Origin of the sequence: Campylobacter sputorum (assembly GCF_002220775.1) — a bacterium.
GTDB classification, from domain to species: domain Bacteria; phylum Campylobacterota; class Campylobacteria; order Campylobacterales; family Campylobacteraceae; genus Campylobacter_F; species Campylobacter_F bovis.
Map to the genome: position 1 here is coordinate 616,282 of NZ_CP019685.1, position 20,512 is coordinate 636,793.

Consider the following 20,512-nt stretch of genomic DNA (forward strand, 5'->3'; position numbering starts at 1 on the left):
TAAAGCAATAGACTAAGATTTTATATTTTGTTTTAATATTTATAGGAATAAGATATAATATACAAAATGCTATTTAGGAGAAAAATTTGAAAAAATTTTTATTTTTGCTTATTTTATGTGTAAATTTTATATTTGGTGCTGATTTTTTTATGAAAGAAGTTGATTTAACTTTACTAGATGTAAAGGATGGTTATGGCACCATTGCTGATAGTAATGATTTGGTTGTAGGAAGTAGCGGCGTTGTGATACATAGTTTTGATTCTAACAATGAAAGCATTATAGCTAGAGTTAGTGTTGTAGAAAAAAATGGTTTAACTGCCAAAGTTCAGTTTGAACTTTTTTCTATGCTAGAACAAAACGCACTACCGCTTCCAAGAGTTTTACCTGAGGCTGGAGATCGAGTAAAATTGAATTTTTTATATTCCAGATCTTTAATAGTAGCTCCAAATAAAGAGATTTATGATGAAGTTACAAATAGTTTTACAAGATTAACTTTTATACACCCAGACATATTGGCTTCTTATCTAAACTATGAATTTAAGCCAAATCCAAGCAGAGATGATTTTAGAAAGATGTGTAATAAAAATTTAGCAGGTCTTATATTTTTTGCATTAGAAAATGAGAGTGTTTTTGTAGATTGCGGAAGTTTTAAGGTTATAAAAAGGTTTAATAGCGGTCATATAGGTTATTATAATTTACCTTTTTATTCAAGAGTTGGTAAGATTGATACTGTTTTTTGGGATTTTTCAAGTGGACAGATCAATAACTATGATGCTTATTATAGAAGTTTATTGAAAGAGTAAAAATGATAACTAATTTACAAAAGAAATATTTTTTAGATTTAGTTGGGTATGAAAATGCGTATTTTGATGATGTTCATAGAGTTGCGTATTGTTACGACGCGACTAAAAAAAGATATATGCCAGATGGAGTTTTGTTTCCAAGAAATGAAGAAGATGTAAGTAAAATTTTAAAGTATTGTAATGAAAATAAAATTATAATTATTCCTCGTGGTGCGGGTAGTGGATTTACTGGAGGGGCTTTAGCTCATGAAGGTGGGATAATTTTAGCTTTTGAAAAACATATGAATAAAATTTTAGAAATTGATATGGAAAATATGGTAGCAGTTGTCCAGCCTGGATGTATAAATATAAATCTTCAAAAAGAAGTAAGTAAAGTAGGGCTTTTTTATCCGCCAGATCCAGCTAGTGAAAATTACTCTACAATAGGCGGAAATGTCAGTGAAAATGCTGGAGGGATGAGAGCTGCAAAATATGGCATAACAAAAGATTTCGTTATGGCTTTAAGGGCAGTTTTGCCAAATGGAGATATTATAAGATGTGGCAAACGCACTATAAAAGATGTAGCTGGGTATAATACTGCTGGAATTTTAATAGCAAGCGAGGGGACTTTGGCTGTGATTACTGAAATTACGCTAAAGCTTATCGCAAAGCCAAAATTTAAAAAAACTGCAATGGGTGTATTTAAAAGTGTTGATGACGCAATGAGGGCAGTTTATAAAACAATGGCAGCTGGTGTTACTCCTGTTGCTATGGAATTTTTAGATAATTTGAGTATAAGAGCTGTTGAGAATAAATTTAATAAAGGGTTGCCAAAAGAAGCGGGAGCTATACTTATAGCTGATGTTGATGGAAATTTAGAAGTTTTGCTTGATAATGATTTAAAAGTTATAAATGAAGTTTTTAGTAAAAATGGTTGCATAGATTTTAAAATAGCAAAAAACGAAGAACAGAGTGCTGATTTGTGGTTTGCTAGAAGAAATTGTTCTCAAGCCATAACTTGCTATGGAAATTTGAAATTAAATGAGGATATAACCGTTCCTAGATCAAAACTGCCAGAGCTTTTGTCTAAAATTTATGAAATTTCTAAAAAATATGGTTTAACAATACCTTGTTTTGGTCATACTGGTGATGGTAATGTTCATACAAATGTGATGGTAAACAAAGATAATGAAGATGAAGTTAAAAAAGGTTATGCTGCCATAGAAGAGATATTTAAAGCTACAATAGAGCTTGGCGGAACACTTAGTGGGGAGCATGGAATAGGGCTAAGTAAAGCACCATATATGAAATTAGCGTTTAGTGATGCTGAAATGGAGCTTTTTAGGACTATAAAGAAGGCATTTGATCCAAATAATATACTAAATCCAAATAAAATGGGGTTATAAGTGTAACTCCATTTTAATTCAATACTTTTCTCATAGATTTTTCTATTTTTTCATTGTTTAGTTTGCCATCATTAAATATATTAAAAGCTAAAACAGCTTGATAAAGCAACATGTCTAATCCATTTTTATGTGTTATTTCATTTGTTTTGCATAAATTTAAAAATGGGGTTTGTTTATTGTAAATAACATCGTAGGCATATCTGCTTTGTTTTATGAGCGGCTCTAAAAGTTCTTTTGGCATAGGTAAAATATCTTCTTTTAATCCAGCACTTGTCGTATTTATCAGTAAATCATACTTTGATATTTTAAAGTCATCCCAAGTAAAGCAGTTAAAATCACTAAATTTAGCTAATTTTTCTTTGCTTCTATTTACTATATCAACTTCTATATTTTTTGTTTTTAGTATGTAAGATATAGCTTTTGCAGTCCCTCCAGCGCCTATGATAAGGACTTTTTTTAAATTTTCAAAAAATTTTATAGATAGCAAAAATCCAGGAGCGTCAGTATTGTAACCTATGATTTTATTTGAGCGTTTGACAATGGTATTTACTGAGCCTATGGCTTTTGCGATTTTATCGAGCTCATCGCATTGCAATAGAGCTATTTCTTTATGTGGAACTGTTATGTTTGCTCCACATAAATTTAAAGATTTGAAAGTTTCTATAAGCTTTGAACCATCATTTAAGCAAACTCTTGTATAAACAGCATCTATATTTAAATCATAAAAGGCTATATTGTGGAGTCTAGGAGATATCGAGTGATCTACTGGATTTCCAAATATAGCGTAAATATCCATTATTTTACTCTAAATATAAATGCGTTTGGATTTATTTTAGATCGTATATCTTTCAAGGCACCATCTATTTTCGCATTATCATATGATCCAACTAAAATTTTGTTTATTTTTTTACCATTTATAGTTGTTTCATAGACCTTGTAATCATATCCGTTGTTTTTTAATTTCTTAAAAAGTTCGCTATTTGTATTTACTTTGGTTACTGATGCAACTTGTATATATGTTCCAGCACTTACTCCACTAGCATTAGAAGTGCTTTTTGAAGTATTTGTTGTTTTGTTGTTTATGCTAACTGATTGTTTGATAGGTTTAGTATCTTTTTTTGCCTCAGTTTTAGCTGTAGCGGTTGTATCTTTTTTAGTGGTTATTTTGTTTTCATCTGTTGTTTTAGTAGCTACATCTTTTTTGGTTTCTTGTGTTTTAGGAGATTCTTCTTTTTGAACTACTGGTTGTGCGGGTAATGAATCTTTATTGTTTATAGCTGCTTGTTGCCTTAATTCTTCTTTTTCTTTTAAATTTTTAACAATATCTTCAAAACTTTGTTTTTGAGATGAATTTTCATCTTGCAATATTGGAACTTGTTCAAAAATAGTATCGTTTGGTTCGCTTTTTTGAACTGTTTCAATCTCAGGAGGTATAACAATTCTACTATCATTTTGTGTTGTATTATCTGAGCTATTTAACATTTTCATAACAAAAAGAATTATTAAAAATAAAATAACTAAAGAAGCTATTATAATCAGCAATTTTCTCATTTTACGAGAATTTGAACCATCATCTTTGTCATCTAAAACCAAGTCTTTTAATTCGTTGTTTTCTTCCATATTTTCTCCTTTTTACATATGCTTAGCCCAAGAAGCTCCGCGTTCTTTTTGATAAAGCTCATAAGGTAGTGTAAGTATATTAAATTCTTTAGGAACATCAAGAGTTGGAAAAACTTTCCACTCTTTCATCATTTTGGCATTTAAGAGCATAGAAAGTCTATTTGCAATCTGGCAACCCTCTTCAAAAGTAGTATGTCCTTTGTGTATATAAAGGTGTAGATGTCCTGGTGTCTTTGTAGTATAAGCTGTAAAATTCATATATCCTTCTTCTCTAAAAAGAAGCTGCGCTCTGTGCCAAAATCTATCTGGCATTCTGCCGTTATAATCAAAGACTATATTTTCAACTTTATTAAATTTATTTATCAAAGAATGAGCTACTGTGATTTCATTGTTTAAATGTTTTTGCATGATATTAAAATCAAGTGGTTCATCAATACGCTCAAATTTATCAAAAAATACTCTACCTTTATATTCTGTTTTTTGAACTATCGTATCTCTTTTGATATAATAATGGTCTTTTATTATCTTTATAAGCGCAAGATCTATTGTTTGCATTAAAACATAGCCTTGTCATATATTATAAATTTAGAAGCCAATTCTTCTAGCTCTTTTCTTATATTTTGTTGCAAAGATTCATTTGTTATATCATCTAAAACATCAGCTATTTTATTTGCTATAAACTCAAATTCTTTTTCTTTCATACCTCTTGCTGTTAGAGCAGGGCTTCCTATGCGGATACCACTTGTTACAAATGGACTTCTTGTTTCTCCTGGAACTGTGTTTTTATTTACTGTAATTCCAGCATTTCCTAAAGCATGATCAGCATCTTTTCCGCTAAAAGATTTATTTAAAAAGCTTACCAAGATTAAGTGATTGTCTGTTCCGCCACTTACTAAATCATATCCTCTTTTCATCATTACATTGCCAAGCATTTTAGCATTTGCTTTTACTTGTTTTGCATATACTTTCCATTCATCGCTAAGGTTGTGTTTGAAACCAACCGCTTTTGCTGCTATAACATGCATAAGTGGTCCACCTTGGATTCCTGGAAATATACTTGAGTTTACTTTTTTTGCTATTTCTTCATCATTTGTCATGATTATACCGCCTCTTGGGCCTCGTAAAGTTTTATGAGTTGTTGAACTTACAACATGACAATGTGGGAATGGACTCTGGTGCTCTCCTGCTACAACCAAACCGGCTATGTGTGCAACATCTGCAAAAAGATACGCACCAACACTATCTGCAATACTTCTAAATTTAGCAAAATCAATCTCTCTTGCATAAGCACTTGCACCACAAACTATCATTTTTGGTTTAACAATTTGTGCTATTTCTTGGACTTTATCATAATTGATTCTTCCGTCTAACTCAACGCCGTAAAAAAAGCTCTCATAGTATTTTCCACTACTTGAAACTTTTGCTCCATGTGTTAAATGTCCGCCATGGCTTAAATCCATTCCTAATATTTTGTCGCCTGGTTTCAAAAGTGCCCCGTAAACTCCTTGATTTGCTTGACTTCCTGAGTTTGGTTGTACATTTGCAAAATTGCAATTAAAAAGTTTTTTACATCTTTGTATAGCTATTTCTTCGATACCATCTACAAATTCACAACCACCATAGTATCTCTTTCCTGGATATCCTTCGGCGTATTTGTTTGTAAATATCGAACCCATAACTTCCATAACATCTGGATAAGTGAAGTTTTCACTAGCTATCATCTCTAGCCCATAGGTCTGTCTTTTTAACTCTTTATTTGCAAGATCAAAAATTTCTTTATCAAATTGCTCTAAATTTGACATTATTGCTCCTTTTGTAAATCTGAATCTAAATTTTTTATTGGTTTCATTGCAGGAAAAAGTATAACATCTCTTATAGATACTTTATCTAACAACAACATAACAAGTCTATCAATTCCAAGCCCCCAACCAGCTGTTGGTGGCATGGCATAACCTAATGCTTTTACATAATCTTCATCCATCTCATGTGCTTCATCATCGCCAGCGTTTTTTGCATCAATTTGAGCTTTAAATCTATCGTATTGATCAAGTGGATCATTAAGTTCATTGAATGCATTTGCAAGCTCTCTTCCTGCTATAAATAACTCAAATCTTTCTGCAATATTTGAATCTTTATCGCTTCTTCTTGAAAGAGGACTAATGGATATTGGAAAATCAATTATAAATGTTGGATTTATAAGTTTATCTTCTACATAGTTATCAAAAAGCTCAGCTTGCAAGTGTCCTAAATCAAGCTTATCATTTGCCTCAAATCCATCTTGTCTTAGTTTTTGGAGTATTTTTTCTTTATCATTTATAATCTCTTTTGAAATTCCGCCAATATTACTAAGTGCATCAAGATATTTAATTCTAGCAAAAGGTTTTGAGAAGTCAATATCTTTTCCATCGAATTTTATAATTTTTTCTAGATTTAATTTATCTAAAAGTTCTTTAAAAAGCTCTTCTGTTAAATCCATTACTTCAAAATAATCGTGCCAAGCCCAGTAAAACTCAATGCTAGTAAACTCAGGATTGTGTGTTAAATCCATACCTTCGTTTCTAAAACAGCGATTTATTTCAAAAACGGCTTCCATTCCACCAACAACTAGCCTTTTTAAGTATAATTCAGGCGCTATTTTTAAGTATCTATCTACATCTAAGGCATTATGATGAGTTATAAAAGGTTTTGCATTAGCTCCACCTGCTATAGGGTGCATCATAGGTGTTTCAACTTCTAAAAAACCTCTTTCTTCAAAAAATCTTCTAATTATCTTAATGATAAAAGATCTTTTTTCAAAAGTTTCCCTAACTTCTGAGTTCATTATCATATCAAGATATCTTTGACGATATCTCATTTCTTTATCTGTTAAGCCATGAAATTTCTCAGGAAGTGGCGATATACTTTTGGAAGCTAAAGTTATGTCACTGGCATGTAAGCTAAATTCTCCAGTTTTAGTTATAAATGCATAGCCTTTTACTGTTATTATATCCCCAACTTCTATATTTTTTTTACTAAAAGAGTATTTTTCCTCGCCAATACTATCTCTTGAAAAATAGATCTGAATATTTCCGCTTTGATCTTCAATATTTGCAAAAGTTGATTTTCCAGCAACTCTTTTTAGTTTTACTCTTCCAGCTAATGTAACTGAGTTTTCTTCACTCTCTCTTTTTTCTTCTAAATTTTGAATATGTATAAATTTTTCTTTAAATTCGCATATATTCATATCTTTTTTTAAAAAATGCGGATATGGATTTATACCGATATCATTTATATCTTTTATTTTTTGTATTCTTTGTTCTTCAAATTGTGTATCAAAAATCACTTATTACCTCTCTTTTTTTGGCAGTTTTTACATATTCCATATAACTGCATAATATGACCCGTAAGTTCAAAACCATGCTCTTTTGCTATAGCAATTTGTCTTTTTTCTATGGTTGCATCTTCAAATTCTATTATAAGACCACAATGTTTGCATATCATATGATCATGGTGCGGTTTTGTAGCAAGTTCAAATTTTTTACCCTGCGATCCAAAAGTAATTGTAGTTACCATTTCAGCTTCTTCTAATAAATTTAAAGTTCTATAAACAGTAGCTATGCCCAAGTTTAATTCAGGGTGTTTTTCTTTTATAAGCAAATATATCTTTTCTGGGGTGAAGTGTTCATCGGATTTATAGAGAGTTTTTACTAAAATTTCTCTTTGTTTTGTAAATTTAAGACCATTTTCCTTTAAAATTTTTTTGAAATTATCAATAAGTGTGTCGTATTCTATATTTTCTATCAACATTATTTCTCCTTGGTTAGGTTTTGATCATAATACAAACTTATATTATCATCTAGAGTTAAATTTTGATCATCTAAATTTTGTATTTTAATATTCAAATCATCTTTTATTTTGTCTATATTTATGTTCATTATCCATTTTCCGCATTCAAGCATTGTTTCGTATACTACACTTCCTCTAAGAATTGGCTCTATTTTTAAATTTAACACATATATGTTTGTAATAACCACAAATATTACAGAAAATATCAAAAAAACTTTAGCACAACCAAATACAAGACCGCCAAGCCTATCAAAAAAGCCTAAGGCACTTACTCTTATAAATTTTGTAAGTATATTTCCAATTATCAAACAAGCTAACCAAAAAACTATAAAAGAGGCTATAAAAGCTATAAATGATAGCATTTGTTTATTGTCTGTTTGATATAAATATGTGCTTATAAGTTCTTGTGCACCATCAAATCTAGTGGCAAATATAAGACCACCTATGATACCAATTAGTCCAAAAATTTCTTTTATAAGACCATTTATAGCACCTTTTATGCCAACTAGTATAATTATACCAAGTATTATTGCATCAAACCAATTAACTACGCTCATATGTTTTCCATTAATGCTTTTAGCTCATTTGGGCTTGTTGAGTATCTTAAAGCTATCTCTTTTGATATTTGTCTTGCTTTTAATAATTTTATCATATTTTGAGTTTGTGTTACCATTCCGCTTTCAATCTGACCTAATTGCATTTGAGAATAAATTTGATGAATTTTATTTTCTCTAATCAAATTTGAAATAGCTGAGTTATTTATAAGAATTTCATGACAAACAGCTCTACCTTCACCAATTTTTGGAATTAGTGCTTGAGATATTACAGTCGTAAGCGATATAGAAAGCATACTTCTAATTTGAGCTTGTTTCCCAGCTTCAAAGCTATCTATTATTCTGTTTATTGTTTGCATAGCCGAGTTTGTATGTAGTGTTCCAAGGACTAGATGTCCAGATTCTGCTGCTGTTATAGCTATGGAAATAGTTTCTTCGTCTCTAAGCTCACCTATTAGAATGATATCTGGATCTTGCCTTAGGGCATATTTTAAAGCATTTTTATAGCTATGTGTATCTGTGCTGATATTTCTATGTGAAAAAATAGCTCTTTTGTTTTTATGTATAAACTCAACTGGATCTTCTATAGTTATTATATGTTTTCGGTATTTTAAATTTATCTCATTTAGCATAGCTGCTAGTGTGGTCGATTTTCCAGATCCAGTTGGTCCACTAACCAATATAAGCCCTTTTTCTCTTTTTATGACATCTTTTAAAATGCTTGGTGCTTTTATATCGTCCAAAGAAGGTATTTCCAATGGGATTATACGAAAGGCTGCTGCCATATTGCCATTTCCTGTATAATAATAATTACCTCTAAATCTACCTATATTAGGAAGTTCTATGACAAAATCAAGTTCTTTTTGTTCTTCAAGTATACTTCTTTGTTCATCTGAAATTAATGCATAGCAAAGACTTTGTATATCTTTTCCATTTAATACTTGCAAATCTAGAGGTCTTAATGTCCCATCAACTCTAATTTGTGGTTCACTATCAGATACTAAATGTAGATCACTTGCTCTATGTGCTACAACTGTTCTTAGAAGTGTTTCTATATCAAAATCTAAGTTAAGCTCTTCCAAATTTAAATCCTTGTCATTCTATAATTTTTGGTACTACAAAAAAATTGCCATCACTATTTGGGTTATTTTTTAGTATAATTTCTATTGTATCTTGATCATTTTTAGGTTCGTCATTTCTTAGTATTAATCCATTGTTTACATTGTTTATTGTTTGCTCTACGCTATCTAAATCAAGTTCGTTTAAATTTTCTACAAACGATACAATTTCAGTAAGTTGTTTTGATATTTCTTGGCGTTTATCATCGCTTATTTTAAGAGAGCTTAGTTTCTCTAGCTTAGTAAATAAAGAGTCATTTATAGTCATATTTTACCTTAAATATTAAAAAATTGAAATTATTATAACACATTTATCTTTAACTTATGGCTGTTTTAAAATTATTTATGCTACAATCAAGCCAAAATTTTTATTAGCAAGGATTAGACATTGGCTTTAAAAGATAATTTACAGTCCATAAAATCAGAAATTAACTCTGAAGAGCAGTTTTTGGAAAATATGATAAAAGGTGAGAGATTTTTTCACAAGTATTTTAAATCTATAATCATAATATTAGTTGTAGCACTTAGTGCTTTTGTTATATATAAATTTGTTGAATACAAAAAAGAATCAGATATAATTAGCGCAAATGAAGCTTATAATAGGCTTTTTCAAAATAAAGAGCAAAAAGGCGATAAAGAACTATTAAAAGAAAAAGCACCATCTTTGTATGCAATGTATATTTTATCTGATACAAATAGTAGTTCAAATTTAGAAGAGCTAAAAAATTTAAAATGCGTTGACCCATTTTTGATTGATTTGGCTAAATTTAAAACAAATAAAAATAATGATACTTTACTAGTTAATTATGCAGCATTGTTAAAAGGTTTTGAGTTTATAAAAAATGGTGATTTTGGAAAGGCAGACATAGAGTTTTCAAAAATTCCAATGGATTCAAACTTACAAAAAATTATAAAAAATTTAAAACACTATAATGGAACACGAAAATGAAAAAAAATTTATTACTAATAGTATTTGTATGCGCATTTTTTATATCAGGATGTACAACAAAAAGACAATATTTTGAACCAGAAAATGTCGCTGGTGAAATGAAATTTACATCTCAATTGCCATCAGAAATAGTTTCAACAACTATTAATGGAGCCATCTTAGAAGATGGAACTGTTATTAGTTTAAATGGTATTGAAAAAAATTTAAAAGTTTCAAAAAATGTATCCTTGTTAGACCATACAAATAATACTTTTATCATATCAAAGCTTAATGGCGAAATTTATGTTATAGATAATAATGGTAAAGTTATATTTTCTAAAAAATTTCCAGTTGCTATAGTTAGTGCTGCAACTGATGGAGAATTGCTTGCTACTCTTAGCTCCGAAAATGACATACAGCTAATAAATATAAATACAAATGAAATTTTATTAGATTATAAATCTAGTATAACATATGCACAAGATTCTCGTATGGCACCTCCATATTTTATGAGTTCGCTAATAATTTTCCCAACACTTGATGGAAAAATTATTGTTGTAGAAAAACAAAGTGGAAGAATCATAAGAGATGTTGTTGTTAGTAATGAGCCATTTTTTAACAATATTATATATTTAGATGTTATAGGAGATAGAATGTTTGCTGCAACTGCAACAAAAATAATAATGATAAGTCCAACTATAACAACAAATCATAGAGGGGAAATAAAAAATATCAAAATATATAATGACAATGTTTTTATTTTTGAAAAAGATGGAAATATAATCAAAGCTGATTTGGATTTAAGAAGAATAAAAAGCAAAGATTTTCCATTTGCTATATTTTCAAATGTAGTTGTAAAAAATGGTTTTTTATATGCTCTTGAAAAAAATGGACATATCATAAAAATTGATGAAAATTTAGAAAATTCAGAAATTTACAAACTAGATGATGAAGTTGAAAATAGAAGTTTTGTATCTAAAGACGGCATATATTACGATGATAGATATTTAGAAATAAAATAATAATCATGGAAAAAGAAATTTGTAAACTTTTTGAAGATAAAAAGTTACTTTTAAAAAATTTAAAAGATATCGACCTTTCTAAATTTACAAAAAAAAGAACATATAGATGCTATTATGGTGTAGATACTAAGAGTTTTTATACCATAGTTTTAATCAGAAATGCTAAAAGTAGATTTTTAATAAAAGAGTTCGAATTTATAGAAGAATTGCATTCTCAAATTTGCATTAAAACTGGTGTAAGTATCAAAAAACTTGTATGTTTTTATAACTCTGATATTTGTTCAAAAACTCTAAACGCATTTAAACAAAAAGGTTGGAAAAGTTATGCTTTTGTGTAATATTGGAAATACAAACGCAAATTTTTTTGATGACGGCAAGATAAGTAGCATGGATATAGCTAACTTTATGTCTTATGTGCCAAAAGAAAAAGTATATATCATAAATGTAAATGAGTCTGTAAAAGATAAAATTATTTCAAATTCAAATTTTATAGACTTAGAACCATATTTTGAGTTAGAGTGTGATTATGTTGGACTTGGTGTGGATAGGATAGCAAATTGCTATGCTATAAGCGATGGAGCTATAGTGGATGCTGGAAGTGCTATTACTATCGATATTATGTATCAAGGCGTTCATCTTGGTGGCACTATACTTCCGGGTCTTTCTTTTTTGCAAAAAGCTTATAGTTCAATTTCTCCAAGGCTTAATGTTGGATTAAATACACAAATAAGCTTAGATTCTTTTCCGCAAAATACATTAAATGCTGTTAGTTATGGCACAATATTGCCTATAGTTTTAATTGTAGAATATATGTCAAAAGGTAAAAAAGTATTTTTTACAGGCGGAGACGGCGAGTTTTTTATAAAATTTTTTGACAAAGCTATATATGATAAAACCGCTTCATTTCGAGGAATGTTAAAAATTATAAGAGAAAAAGGATTGTAATGTTAACAGTTGCACTTCCAAAGGGCAGAATAGCTGATGACACTTTGAAAATTTTTAGCGAAATTTTTAGTGATGATTTTTTATTTGAAGACAGAAAGCTTATACTTCAAAAAGGAAATTTTAAATTTCTTATGGTAAGAAATCAAGATATTCCAGTTTATGTTACAAACGGGGCTGCGGATATTGGCGTTGTTGGTCTTGATGTACTAGAAGAGCATAAGCCAGAAGTTGTTAGACTTTTAGATTTAGGCATTGGAAAATGTAGAGTTTGTGTTGGTATAAGACAAAACGAAGAGCTTAATTACTCACTTCCTGAGATAAAAGTAGCGACAAAAATGCCAAATATATCAAAAACATATTTTGCTAAAAAAGCAATTGCTGCAAATATAATCAAACTTTATGGATCTATTGAATTAGCTCCACTTGTAGGACTTGCTGATATTATAGTAGATGTTGTGGAAACTGGAACTACGATGAAGCAAAATGGTCTTAAAGTGGCTGAAACTATAATGGATAGCTCAGCCCATCTTATAGCAAATAAAACTAGCTATATCATAAAAAGAGATGAAGTTTTTAATCTTTTTTATAAAATTTCAAATATCGTAAAATCATAAATAAGCCTCTTTTTTTATACATTTATAAATAGCATTAGAAATTTTTTCTATATCGTTTTTATCGAAGTTAAAGTGTGGCATTGTGTAAATTAGCTTTCCAAAAGGTCTTAACCAAACACCTTCTTTAACAAAAAATTCTTGAATGTGTTTTATATTTACATCCGTTTTTAGCTCAACAACACCGATTGCTCCAAGAACTCTAACATCTTTTACTATATCAAATTCTTTGCATTTTTCAAGAGAATTTTTTAGCCATATGCTTATATTTCGCACATTTTCTTTCCAATTTGAGCTAAGGAGAGTATTGATACTTTCTAGTGCCACATTACAAGCCATTGCATTTGCCATAAATGTTGGTCCGTGCATAAAAGGTAGATTATTTTCTGATACACCATGAGCTATTTTTTTATTTGCTATGGTTACGCCAAAACTCATAAATCCTGCTGTTATAGCTTTGCCAAGACATACTATATCAGGCGTTACTTTTGCTAAATCCATAGCAAACATTTCCCCAGTTCTACCAAAACCAGTTGCAATTTCGTCAAATATCAAAACAATATCTTCTTTGTCGCAAATATCCCTTATAAATTTAAGATATTCTTTATTGTAAAACCACATTCCACCAGCACCTTGAACTATAGGCTCAAGTATTATAGCAGCTATTTCATCTTTATGCTCTTTTAGTTTTATTTTTAAATCATCTAAAAAACTATCTTTAAACTGCTCATCATAAGCACATTTTGGTTTTTCAAAAAATATCTGTTTTGCAAGTGTATTTTTAAAAAGTGAGTGCATACCATTTATAGGGTCGCAAACGCTCATAGCTCCAAATGTGTCGCCATGATAACCGCCAAAAGGGGTTAAAATTTTTGTTTTCTTAGGGTTTTTGTTATGCTGATATTGAAGTGCCATTTTTATAGCAACTTCTACACTAACTGAACCTGAGTCGCTATAAAAAATATGCTCTAAGCTCGATGGCAATATCTCAATTAGCTTTTTTCCTAAATTTATGGCAGGTTCGTGCGTAATGCCACCAAACATCACATGAGAAAATTTATTTATTTGTGAAATTGCAGCTTTGTTGATATTTTCCTTATTGTAGCCATACCACACAGCCCACCATGAACTCATCGCGTCTATTAGTTTGCCTTGATTTGTAAAAATATATTTATCGTAAGCATAATTAACAAAATATGTTTTTAGTGGCTCTAGCATAGAAGTATATGGGTGCCAAATATGGTTTTTATCAAATTTACTATCAAACTTATACTCATCTTTTTGTATGTTTAAATCGTTTAAAAACTCACTAAAATCCACATCTTTTATGATATTTTTAAAAGCATTATTTTGATATTTTTGCACGATTATAACTGGAGTTTCGTATTTTTCTTTTATGAAATTTATATTACTAAGAGCGATTTTATCATTTAAATTTGTTTTATTCATAACAATACAAGCTATATCTATACCATTATTTTGACAAAATTCAATATTTAAAACAGTATTGTTTATGGCCCCAAGCTTATTTTCAACTACTAAAATTACGCTAATTCCTAGCATTTTGATAAGGTGAGAGAAATTTTGTTCTTTATTAAGCGGTACCAAAATACCTCCAGCTCCCTCGATAAGCGTAATATCCGCACTTTGCATATGTTTTATACAATAATCATAAACTTTATTTATATCAATGCTTCTTTTTTCCAAATTTGCTGCAAAATCCGGAGAAGCTGGATATTTAAAAGTATAAGCTGGTATAAAACAACTATTTTTATCAACGCTCATATATGAAGCTATATCGCTAGTTTGTGGTATTTCCCCGCTACTTTCAAAGCCTGTTTCAATTGGCTTTATTGCTCTTGTTTTTATGCCAAGAGATATAAGTTTTGCTAATAATAATGTGGTAACAAATGTTTTTCCTACATCTGTATCTGTTGCTGTTATAAAATACGATTTTTTCATATTATACTTCCTTTAATTAAGCAAGGATTATACTACAAAAATCTAAAATTGCTATTAGCGTTTCGCAAGTTGATATAAGCAAACTCCTTCTCTAAGCCCATCATCTATAACTATAAATTCTTTATCTTGACAAATTTTAAGCATATTTGTAAGTAAAATACATCCAGCTATCATAAGAATTTGCCTATCTTTTCCTAGCAGTTTTGTTGCTAAATTTACATCTAAAAGCGATATTTCATTGATAGCGTTTTTTATCTCTTCGTAGCTTAATTTTGTTCCATTTACTAAATTTGCGTCATAACTTTCATAGTCCATTTTAAGCTTTAATGCAGCCAAAGTTGTAGGAACTCCAGAAGTTAAAACAACTTTGTCAAAATTAAATTTTTGTATAAATTTAGTAGCATCTTTTACGACAAAACCGGCATTTTCTTGCATTTTTTCTAAAGAATTAAACTCATTAAAAAATGTAACTATACCAAATTTAAAACTCTTAAAATTATCCCCAAAAGATATCTCACTGCTTCCACCACCCAAATCTATAAAAAGTGCATTTTTATCATAAATTTGAAGTTTTTCTAATCTATTTTTTATGGCAAGCCCAGTAAGTTTTGCCTCGGTTTCGCCTGAAATTATTTCAAATTTAATGCCAAATTTAGCATAAATTTCCCTAAAAAACTCATCGCTATCGCTTGCCATTCTAAAAGCTTCAGTTGCTACGGCTTTGCTTTTGCAAAGATCGTATTTATGTGTAAATTTCTCAAGTGCTGATATTATACGCTTTTTTGCTTCATTATCAAGTTTTCCATCTTTTTTTAGATTTCTTGCTGAGCCAACTATAGCCTCACTTGAGCTAATGATATTTGTATTTTCATCCATAACGCAAATTCTAAGCGTATTTGATCCTAAATCTATACTACTTACCATTATTTATACTTTTTTATGATTATATCTTCGCCTTTTGCATCTATGACAATCTCATCACCGCTTCTTATCTCATCTTTTAAAATTTGCTCAGCTATTTCATCTTCTACTAAATCATAAAGAGCCCTTCTTAATGGTCTTGCGCCATAATCCCTATCATATCCAGCTGAAGCAATGAGTTTTTTTGCATCATTTGTAATGCTTGATTTGATTGAGCGATTTTCTAGTGTTTTTTCTAAAGACTTAAACATTATATCTACAATATCAATTAGATTATCCTCGCTTAGTGGATTAAATATTATTATATCATCAAGCCTATTTAAAAACTCAGGTTTAAAATAGTTTTTTAGCTCATTTTTTATAGCTTTATCTCTATCATTTCCTTGTAAATCCATTATGAAATTTGAGCCTATATTTGATGTCAAGATAATGATTGTATTTTTAAAATCAACAGTAACGCCCTTATTATCAGTAGCTCTACCATCATCTAATATTCCAAGTAAAATATTAAAAACATCTTTATGAGCTTTTTCTATCTCATCAAAAAGCAAAACACTATAAGGTTTTCTTCTAACTGCTTCGCTAAGTTGTCCGCCTTCATCATACCCAACATATCCAGGAGGCGCACCAAGCAATCTTGAAACGCTGTGTTTTTCCATATATTCGCTCATATCAAAACGGATCAAAGCTTTTTCATCGTCAAATAAAAATTTAGCCAAAGCTTTTGCACTCTGTGTTTTTCCAACACCTGTTGGTCCTAGAAAAAGGAAACTACCTATTGGGCGATTTTCATTAGAAAGACCAGCTTTATTTCTTTTAATAGCCCTTGAAAGAGCAAAAATAGCTTCATCTTGACCAACAACGCTCTGTTTTAAATATTTATCAACATTTAGATATTTTTCTTTATCGCTTGTAAGCATTTTTGATACATCTATACCAGTCCATTTACTTAAAATTCCAGCTACTAAATCTTCATCAACTTGGTTTTTTAGTAAAGTGCCATTCTCTTTCATATGTTCCCATTTTTCTTCAAGTTCTTTTATCTTAGCTTGTGCTTCTGGAATTTTGCCATATTCTATCTCTGCAGCTTTGTTTAACTCACCATTTCTTTTTGCTAAATTTGCTTCATTTTTTAGTGAGTCTATACTTTTTTTAGATGATGAAATTTCATCAAAAACGGCTTTTTCGTTTTCAAATTGTGAATTTAATGCATTTTTCTTTTCATTTAAATTTGCTATCTCTTTTTGAATTTCTGCTAGTCTTTCGTCATTTTTTGGATTGTTTTCCATTTTCAAAGCTTCATTTTCAACTTGAAGCGTCATTATGTCACGCTTAACCTTTGCTAGCTCATAAGGTTCACTTTCTATTTGCATTTTAAGCTCTGCTGCTGCTTCGTCTATGAGATCTATTGCTTTATCTGGCAAGAATCTTCCACTTATGTATCTATTGCTTAGTTTTGCAGCTGCAACCAAAGCACTATCTGTTATTGTAACATTATGATGGACTTCTAGTTTTTCTTTTATACCGCGTAAAATTTGCAATGCTTCATTCACGGTTGGCTCAGGTACATTTACAGGCTGAAATCTCCTTTGAAGGGCGGCATCTTTTTCAAAATATTTTCTATATTCTTTTAGAGTTGTTGCACCTATGGTATGAAGTTCGCCTCTTGCAAGGGCTGGTTTTAGTATATTTGCAGCGTCCATTGACCCTTCGCTTGCACCAGCTCCTACTATGGTGTGAATTTCATCTATAAAAAGTATAATATTTTTAGCTTTGATAACTTCATTTATCACCGCTTTTAATCTATCTTCAAACTCACCTCTGTATTTTGAACCAGCGATTAATGCACTCATATCAAGTGCTACAACTCGTTTGTTTGCAAGGCTTGTTGGAACTTCATTTTTTACTATCATTTGTGCAAAACCTTCTACTATAGCAGTTTTACCAACGCCTGGCTCGCCAAGTAATATAGGGTTGTTTTTAGTCTTTCTTATGAGAATTTGCATCATTCTTTGAATTTCCTCATCTCTCCCTATAACAGGATCAAGTTTTTCTTCGCTAGCTTTTTGTGTTATGTCTATACCAAATTTAGCAAGACTATCAAGGGTCTCATCGCTAGTTTGAGAGTCTATTTTTCTATCTCCTCTTATTATAGTAAGTTCTTTTTTTATGTCTGTTAAATCTGAAAATTTTGATAATACATCTTTTATAGGAGAGTTGTTTAAATTCGCTAAAAGCCAAGTATCAACAGCTATAAAACTATCTCCTAAATTTGCCATATAGCCTCTTGCATTTTCAAAAGAATTAACAAGTTCTGAGCTTATTTTTATGTTTTCTTTTGTTACATTTGAAGATGTAGGTAAATTTTGTATTAGGCTTTTTATATCAAGTTCTACTGCTTGTTTTGATATATTTAGTTTATTAAAAATTTGATTTAAAATAGAATTTGAATCAACTGTCAAATTCCAAAGCAGATGGATAACTTTAACTTCGCTATTTTTGCTATGAAGTGCTAAACCTACGCTATTTTCTAAATTTGTTCTCATTTGATCTGTTAGAATTTCAAATACATTCGCCATTTTTAATCCTTTTATATTTATAATGCTGATATTATATAATTTTAGTCTAATAATGTCAAGTTTATTTAATAAATATTTTTAACTATGCATAATTTTTTTAAATTAAAATAGTAAAAATCAAGATATTTTTATATCTTTTTTAGGGAATTAAGACTAAAATATTGTTTTAAAATAGAGCTAGGAGTATTAAAGTTGAAATTTTCAAAAGATGGTTTAAGGTTGGGCTTGGTTGGAGCTATAGTATTTTTTGTATTATGCATAACAGAGCTTTTTGCAAAAGAAGATAGCGTTATTCTTAAAAATACACAATCTTTAGCGAAAATGACAAAAGTAATGTCTATAGTTGAAAACTATTATGTAGATGACTTAAATTTAAGTGATATTATAGATAAATCTATTTCTGGACTTTTATCAAATTTAGATGCACACTCTAGTTATCTTGATGAAAAATCATACAAAGATATGCAAGTTCAAACAAGTGGAGAGTTTGGCGGACTTGGTATAACTGTTGGTATGAAAGATGGCGCACTCACAGTTATTGCCCCTATTGATGATACACCTGCTTATAAAGCTGGCGTAAAAGCTGGAGATGTTATTTTAATGATAGATGGAAATTCTACTATAAATACAAATTTAGAAGAAGCTGTTAAAAAAATGCGTGGCGAACCAAAAACAGATATAACTCTTACGCTTGTTAGAAAAGGTGAGCCAAAACCGATTGAAGTTAAGATAACAAGAGATATTATAAAAGTTGATTCTGTTAAAGCTAAAATGATAGAAGATGAAAATATACTTTACATAAGAGTTTCAAATTTTGATCAAAATGTAGAAAAAAAAGTCGTAGAAGTAGTTAAAAAGTATCCAAAAGTACAAGGAATTGTTTTAGATCTTAGAAACAATCCTGGTGGGCTTTTAGATCAAGCCGTAAATCTTACAAATGTGTTTGTAAAAGATGGGGTTATAGTTTCTCAAAAAGGTAGAAATTCCAATGAAAATGTGATTTTTAATGCAAAATCTTCTAAAAAAATAACAGACGCACCTCTTGCCGTTTTAGTAAATGGTGGAAGTGCAAGTGCAAGTGAGATTGTAAGCGGTTCACTCCAAGATCATAAAAGAGCTGTTATTATAGGAGAAAATACATTTGGAAAAGGTAGCGTTCAAATGGTAATGCCTCTTGGCAAAGAAGAAGCTATAAGGCTTACTATAGCAAGGTATTATTTGCCAAGTGGTAGAACTATACAAGCTGTTGGTGTAAAACCAGATCTTGTAGTTTATCCTGGGGCTGTTCCAAGAAAAGAGTTTGATTTTAACATAAAAGAGAGTGATTTAAAGCAACATCTACAAAGTGAGCTTGAAAAAGTTGAAAAATCAAATAAAACTGGTAATAAAACAGAAGAAGATAAAAAAGATATGATAACAAAAACTCAGGTTATGGAAGATATACAGCTTAAAACTGCTATAGATACTATTAAAATTCAAAATATACAAATTAATCATTAAGGAGATTAAAAATGAAAATTACAAAAAAAGATATGATTTACGAGGGAAAAGGTAAAAAAATGTGGTCTGTTAATGAAGACCAGGATTATTTAATAGCTGAATTTAAAGATGATTTAACTGCTTTTAATGGAGAAAAAAAATCAAGCGAAAGTGGAAAAGGTGCATTAAACAATAAAATAAGCACACAGCTTTTTAAGCTTCTTGAATCAAATGGTATAAAAACAGCTCTTGTTGAGACTATAAGCGATACTGAACAAGTTGTTAGAAAATGTAAAATTGTTCCACTTGAAATTATTGTAAGAAATATAGCAACAGGTTCTCTTACAAAAAGACTTGGTATAAAAGAAGGCACAGTGCTTCCGTTTCCTTTAGTTGAGTTTTGTTATAAAGACGATGATTTAGGCGATCCTATACTAAATGATGAGCATTGTATAATCCTTGGTGCGGTAAAAACTCAAGATGATTTGGAAAAATTAAAATCAATAGCTAGAAAAATTAACTCAATACTATTTAAATTTTTTGAGGAAAAAAATCTTAAATTAGTTGATTTTAAGATAGAGTTAGGCGTAGACAAAGATGGAAATATACTTTTGGCTGATGAGATCAGTCCTGATAGTTGTCGTTTTTGGGATGCTACAACAAATGAAAAACTAGACAAAGATAGATTTAGACAAAATATTGGCAATGTAAAAGTCGCTTATGAAGAAGTTTTAAGAAGAATTTTATCTTAAGGGCGATA

At 30.0% G+C, this 20,512-nt stretch carries 21 protein-coding genes; 9 read left to right on the top strand and 12 right to left on the bottom strand.

The window, feature by feature from the left end; genetic code table 11:
* Nucleotides 1-86: 86 nt before the first annotated feature.
* Both CSPB_RS03140 and CSPB_RS03145 read left to right on the top strand, forming a co-directional pair.
* Nucleotides 87-803 (top strand): plasminogen-binding N-terminal domain-containing protein, encoded by a 717-nt coding sequence (locus CSPB_RS03140; protein WP_089193108.1) that lies wholly within the window; start codon nucleotides 87-89, stop codon nucleotides 801-803.
* Nucleotides 804-805: 2 nt separating this feature from the next.
* Nucleotides 806-2,188 carry an FAD-linked oxidase C-terminal domain-containing protein gene (locus CSPB_RS03145; protein ID WP_089193109.1) on the top strand — a complete coding sequence of 461 codons (1,383 nt, stop codon included), beginning with the start codon at nucleotides 806-808 and terminating at the stop codon, nucleotides 2,186-2,188.
* Nucleotides 2,189-2,201: 13 nt separating this feature from the next.
* On the opposite strand, the gene CSPB_RS03150 is transcribed toward CSPB_RS03145, so the two are convergent.
* Genes CSPB_RS03150 through gatC form a run of 9 tightly spaced genes read right to left on the bottom strand, consistent with a single transcriptional unit; the run spans nucleotide 2,202 to nucleotide 9,573 of the window.
* A complete protein-coding gene (locus CSPB_RS03150) occupies nucleotides 2,202-2,984 on the bottom strand; it encodes a shikimate dehydrogenase (RefSeq protein WP_089193110.1) in 783 nt (260 codons plus the stop codon).
* Nucleotides 2,984-3,808 (bottom strand): SPOR domain-containing protein, encoded by an 825-nt coding sequence (locus CSPB_RS03155; RefSeq protein WP_089193111.1) that lies wholly within the window; start codon nucleotides 3,806-3,808, stop codon nucleotides 2,984-2,986. Before CSPB_RS03155 ends, CSPB_RS03150 begins: the two co-directional genes overlap by 1 nt.
* Nucleotides 3,809-3,820: 12 nt before the next feature.
* Nucleotides 3,821-4,363: a DUF1882 domain-containing protein gene (locus tag CSPB_RS03160; RefSeq protein ID WP_089193112.1), complete on the bottom strand. Its 543-nt coding sequence runs from the start codon at nucleotides 4,361-4,363 to the stop codon at nucleotides 3,821-3,823.
* Entirely contained in the window at nucleotides 4,363-5,610 is a 1,248-nt protein-coding gene (locus CSPB_RS03165; protein WP_089193113.1) for a serine hydroxymethyltransferase, read from the bottom strand. Before CSPB_RS03165 ends, CSPB_RS03160 begins: the two co-directional genes overlap by 1 nt.
* Complete coding sequence (gene lysS / locus CSPB_RS03170) at nucleotides 5,610-7,127, bottom strand: lysine--tRNA ligase (RefSeq protein WP_195180540.1); 1,518 nt, start codon at nucleotides 7,125-7,127, stop codon at nucleotides 5,610-5,612. Before lysS ends, CSPB_RS03165 begins: the two co-directional genes overlap by 1 nt.
* Nucleotides 7,127-7,594, bottom strand: a complete 468-nt coding sequence (locus CSPB_RS03175) for a Fur family transcriptional regulator (protein ID WP_193625261.1) — start codon at nucleotides 7,592-7,594, stop codon at nucleotides 7,127-7,129. The genes lysS and CSPB_RS03175 overlap by 1 nt, the downstream gene beginning before the upstream one ends.
* Nucleotides 7,594-8,190 (bottom strand): CvpA family protein, encoded by a 597-nt coding sequence (locus tag CSPB_RS03180; protein WP_089193115.1) that lies wholly within the window; start codon nucleotides 8,188-8,190, stop codon nucleotides 7,594-7,596. The genes CSPB_RS03175 and CSPB_RS03180 overlap by 1 nt, the downstream gene beginning before the upstream one ends.
* Nucleotides 8,187-9,269 (bottom strand): type IV pilus twitching motility protein PilT, encoded by a 1,083-nt coding sequence (locus tag CSPB_RS03185; protein ID WP_089193116.1) that lies wholly within the window; start codon nucleotides 9,267-9,269, stop codon nucleotides 8,187-8,189. The genes CSPB_RS03180 and CSPB_RS03185 overlap by 4 nt, the downstream gene beginning before the upstream one ends.
* A gap of 13 nt (nucleotides 9,270-9,282) precedes the next feature.
* Nucleotides 9,283-9,573 carry an Asp-tRNA(Asn)/Glu-tRNA(Gln) amidotransferase subunit GatC gene (gene gatC / locus CSPB_RS03190; protein WP_089193117.1) on the bottom strand — a complete coding sequence of 97 codons (291 nt, stop codon included), beginning with the start codon at nucleotides 9,571-9,573 and terminating at the stop codon, nucleotides 9,283-9,285.
* A 120-nt stretch (nucleotides 9,574-9,693) separates the two neighbouring features.
* On the opposite strand from gatC, the gene CSPB_RS03195 reads away from it, so the two are divergent.
* Genes CSPB_RS03195 through hisG form a run of 5 tightly spaced genes read left to right on the top strand, consistent with a single transcriptional unit; the run spans nucleotide 9,694 to nucleotide 12,814 of the window.
* Nucleotides 9,694-10,254: a hypothetical protein gene (locus CSPB_RS03195; protein WP_089193118.1), complete on the top strand. Its 561-nt coding sequence runs from the start codon at nucleotides 9,694-9,696 to the stop codon at nucleotides 10,252-10,254.
* Nucleotides 10,251-11,255 carry an L-seryl-tRNA selenium transferase gene (locus CSPB_RS03200; protein WP_089193119.1) on the top strand — a complete coding sequence of 335 codons (1,005 nt, stop codon included), beginning with the start codon at nucleotides 10,251-10,253 and terminating at the stop codon, nucleotides 11,253-11,255. The genes CSPB_RS03195 and CSPB_RS03200 overlap by 4 nt, the downstream gene beginning before the upstream one ends.
* Nucleotides 11,256-11,260: 5 nt before the next feature.
* Nucleotides 11,261-11,593, top strand: coding sequence for a hypothetical protein (locus CSPB_RS03205; RefSeq protein WP_089193120.1), 333 nt, complete (start codon nucleotides 11,261-11,263; stop codon nucleotides 11,591-11,593).
* Nucleotides 11,580-12,200 (top strand): type III pantothenate kinase, encoded by a 621-nt coding sequence (locus CSPB_RS03210; RefSeq protein WP_089193121.1) that lies wholly within the window; start codon nucleotides 11,580-11,582, stop codon nucleotides 12,198-12,200. Before CSPB_RS03205 ends, CSPB_RS03210 begins: the two co-directional genes overlap by 14 nt.
* On the top strand, nucleotides 12,200-12,814 hold the full coding sequence (gene hisG / locus CSPB_RS03215) for an ATP phosphoribosyltransferase (protein ID WP_089193122.1): 615 nt from the start codon (nucleotides 12,200-12,202) through the stop codon (nucleotides 12,812-12,814). The genes CSPB_RS03210 and hisG overlap by 1 nt, the downstream gene beginning before the upstream one ends.
* Here the strand turns inward: hisG and bioA are convergent.
* Genes bioA through CSPB_RS03230 form a run of 3 tightly spaced genes read right to left on the bottom strand, consistent with a single transcriptional unit; the run spans nucleotide 12,809 to nucleotide 18,273 of the window.
* Nucleotides 12,809-14,773 (bottom strand): adenosylmethionine--8-amino-7-oxononanoate transaminase, encoded by a 1,965-nt coding sequence (gene bioA, locus CSPB_RS03220; RefSeq protein ID WP_089193123.1) that lies wholly within the window; start codon nucleotides 14,771-14,773, stop codon nucleotides 12,809-12,811. The genes hisG and bioA overlap by 6 nt on opposite strands.
* Nucleotides 14,774-14,827: 54 nt before the next feature.
* On the bottom strand, nucleotides 14,828-15,697 hold the full coding sequence (locus tag CSPB_RS03225) for a Ppx/GppA phosphatase family protein (protein ID WP_089193124.1): 870 nt from the start codon (nucleotides 15,695-15,697) through the stop codon (nucleotides 14,828-14,830).
* A complete protein-coding gene (locus CSPB_RS03230; protein ID WP_089193125.1) occupies nucleotides 15,697-18,273 on the bottom strand; it encodes an ATP-dependent Clp protease ATP-binding subunit in 2,577 nt (858 codons plus the stop codon). The genes CSPB_RS03225 and CSPB_RS03230 overlap by 1 nt, the downstream gene beginning before the upstream one ends.
* A gap of 192 nt (nucleotides 18,274-18,465) precedes the next feature.
* Between CSPB_RS03230 and CSPB_RS03235 the strand changes: the two genes are divergently transcribed.
* Together CSPB_RS03235 and purC are read left to right on the top strand one after the other, a co-directional pair.
* Nucleotides 18,466-19,773: a S41 family peptidase gene (locus CSPB_RS03235; RefSeq protein WP_227484143.1), complete on the top strand. Its 1,308-nt coding sequence runs from the start codon at nucleotides 18,466-18,468 to the stop codon at nucleotides 19,771-19,773.
* An 11-nt stretch (nucleotides 19,774-19,784) separates the two neighbouring features.
* A complete protein-coding gene (gene purC / locus CSPB_RS03240) occupies nucleotides 19,785-20,504 on the top strand; it encodes a phosphoribosylaminoimidazolesuccinocarboxamide synthase (RefSeq protein ID WP_227484144.1) in 720 nt (239 codons plus the stop codon).
* The last annotated feature ends 8 nt before the right edge of the window (nucleotides 20,505-20,512 follow it).

Excerpts from the sequence above, each read along its gene's own strand:
- CSPB_RS03145 (WP_089193109.1), top strand. The coding sequence starts at position 806 with ATGATAACTAATTTACAAAAGAAATATTTTTTAGATTTAGTTGGGTAT.
- CSPB_RS03150 (WP_089193110.1), bottom strand. The coding sequence starts at position 2,984 with ATGGATATTTACGCTATATTTGGAAATCCAGTAGATCACTCGATATCT.
- CSPB_RS03155 (WP_089193111.1), bottom strand. The coding sequence starts at position 3,808 with ATGGAAGAAAACAACGAATTAAAAGACTTGGTTTTAGATGACAAAGAT.
- CSPB_RS03160 (WP_089193112.1), bottom strand. The coding sequence starts at position 4,363 with ATGCAAACAATAGATCTTGCGCTTATAAAGATAATAAAAGACCATTAT.
- CSPB_RS03165 (WP_089193113.1), bottom strand. The coding sequence starts at position 5,610 with ATGTCAAATTTAGAGCAATTTGATAAAGAAATTTTTGATCTTGCAAAT.
- CSPB_RS03175 (WP_193625261.1), bottom strand. The coding sequence starts at position 7,594 with ATGTTGATAGAAAATATAGAATACGACACACTTATTGATAATTTCAAA.
- CSPB_RS03180 (WP_089193115.1), bottom strand. The coding sequence starts at position 8,190 with ATGAGCGTAGTTAATTGGTTTGATGCAATAATACTTGGTATAATTATA.
- gatC (WP_089193117.1), bottom strand. The coding sequence starts at position 9,573 with ATGACTATAAATGACTCTTTATTTACTAAGCTAGAGAAACTAAGCTCT.
- CSPB_RS03200 (WP_089193119.1), top strand. The coding sequence starts at position 10,251 with ATGAAAAAAAATTTATTACTAATAGTATTTGTATGCGCATTTTTTATA.
- CSPB_RS03205 (WP_089193120.1), top strand. The coding sequence starts at position 11,261 with ATGGAAAAAGAAATTTGTAAACTTTTTGAAGATAAAAAGTTACTTTTA.
- CSPB_RS03210 (WP_089193121.1), top strand. The coding sequence starts at position 11,580 with ATGCTTTTGTGTAATATTGGAAATACAAACGCAAATTTTTTTGATGAC.
- hisG (WP_089193122.1), top strand. The coding sequence starts at position 12,200 with ATGTTAACAGTTGCACTTCCAAAGGGCAGAATAGCTGATGACACTTTG.
- bioA (WP_089193123.1), bottom strand. The coding sequence starts at position 14,773 with ATGAAAAAATCGTATTTTATAACAGCAACAGATACAGATGTAGGAAAA.
- CSPB_RS03225 (WP_089193124.1), bottom strand. The coding sequence starts at position 15,697 with ATGGTAAGTAGTATAGATTTAGGATCAAATACGCTTAGAATTTGCGTT.
- CSPB_RS03230 (WP_089193125.1), bottom strand. The coding sequence starts at position 18,273 with ATGGCGAATGTATTTGAAATTCTAACAGATCAAATGAGAACAAATTTA.
- purC (WP_227484144.1), top strand. The coding sequence starts at position 19,785 with ATGAAAATTACAAAAAAAGATATGATTTACGAGGGAAAAGGTAAAAAA.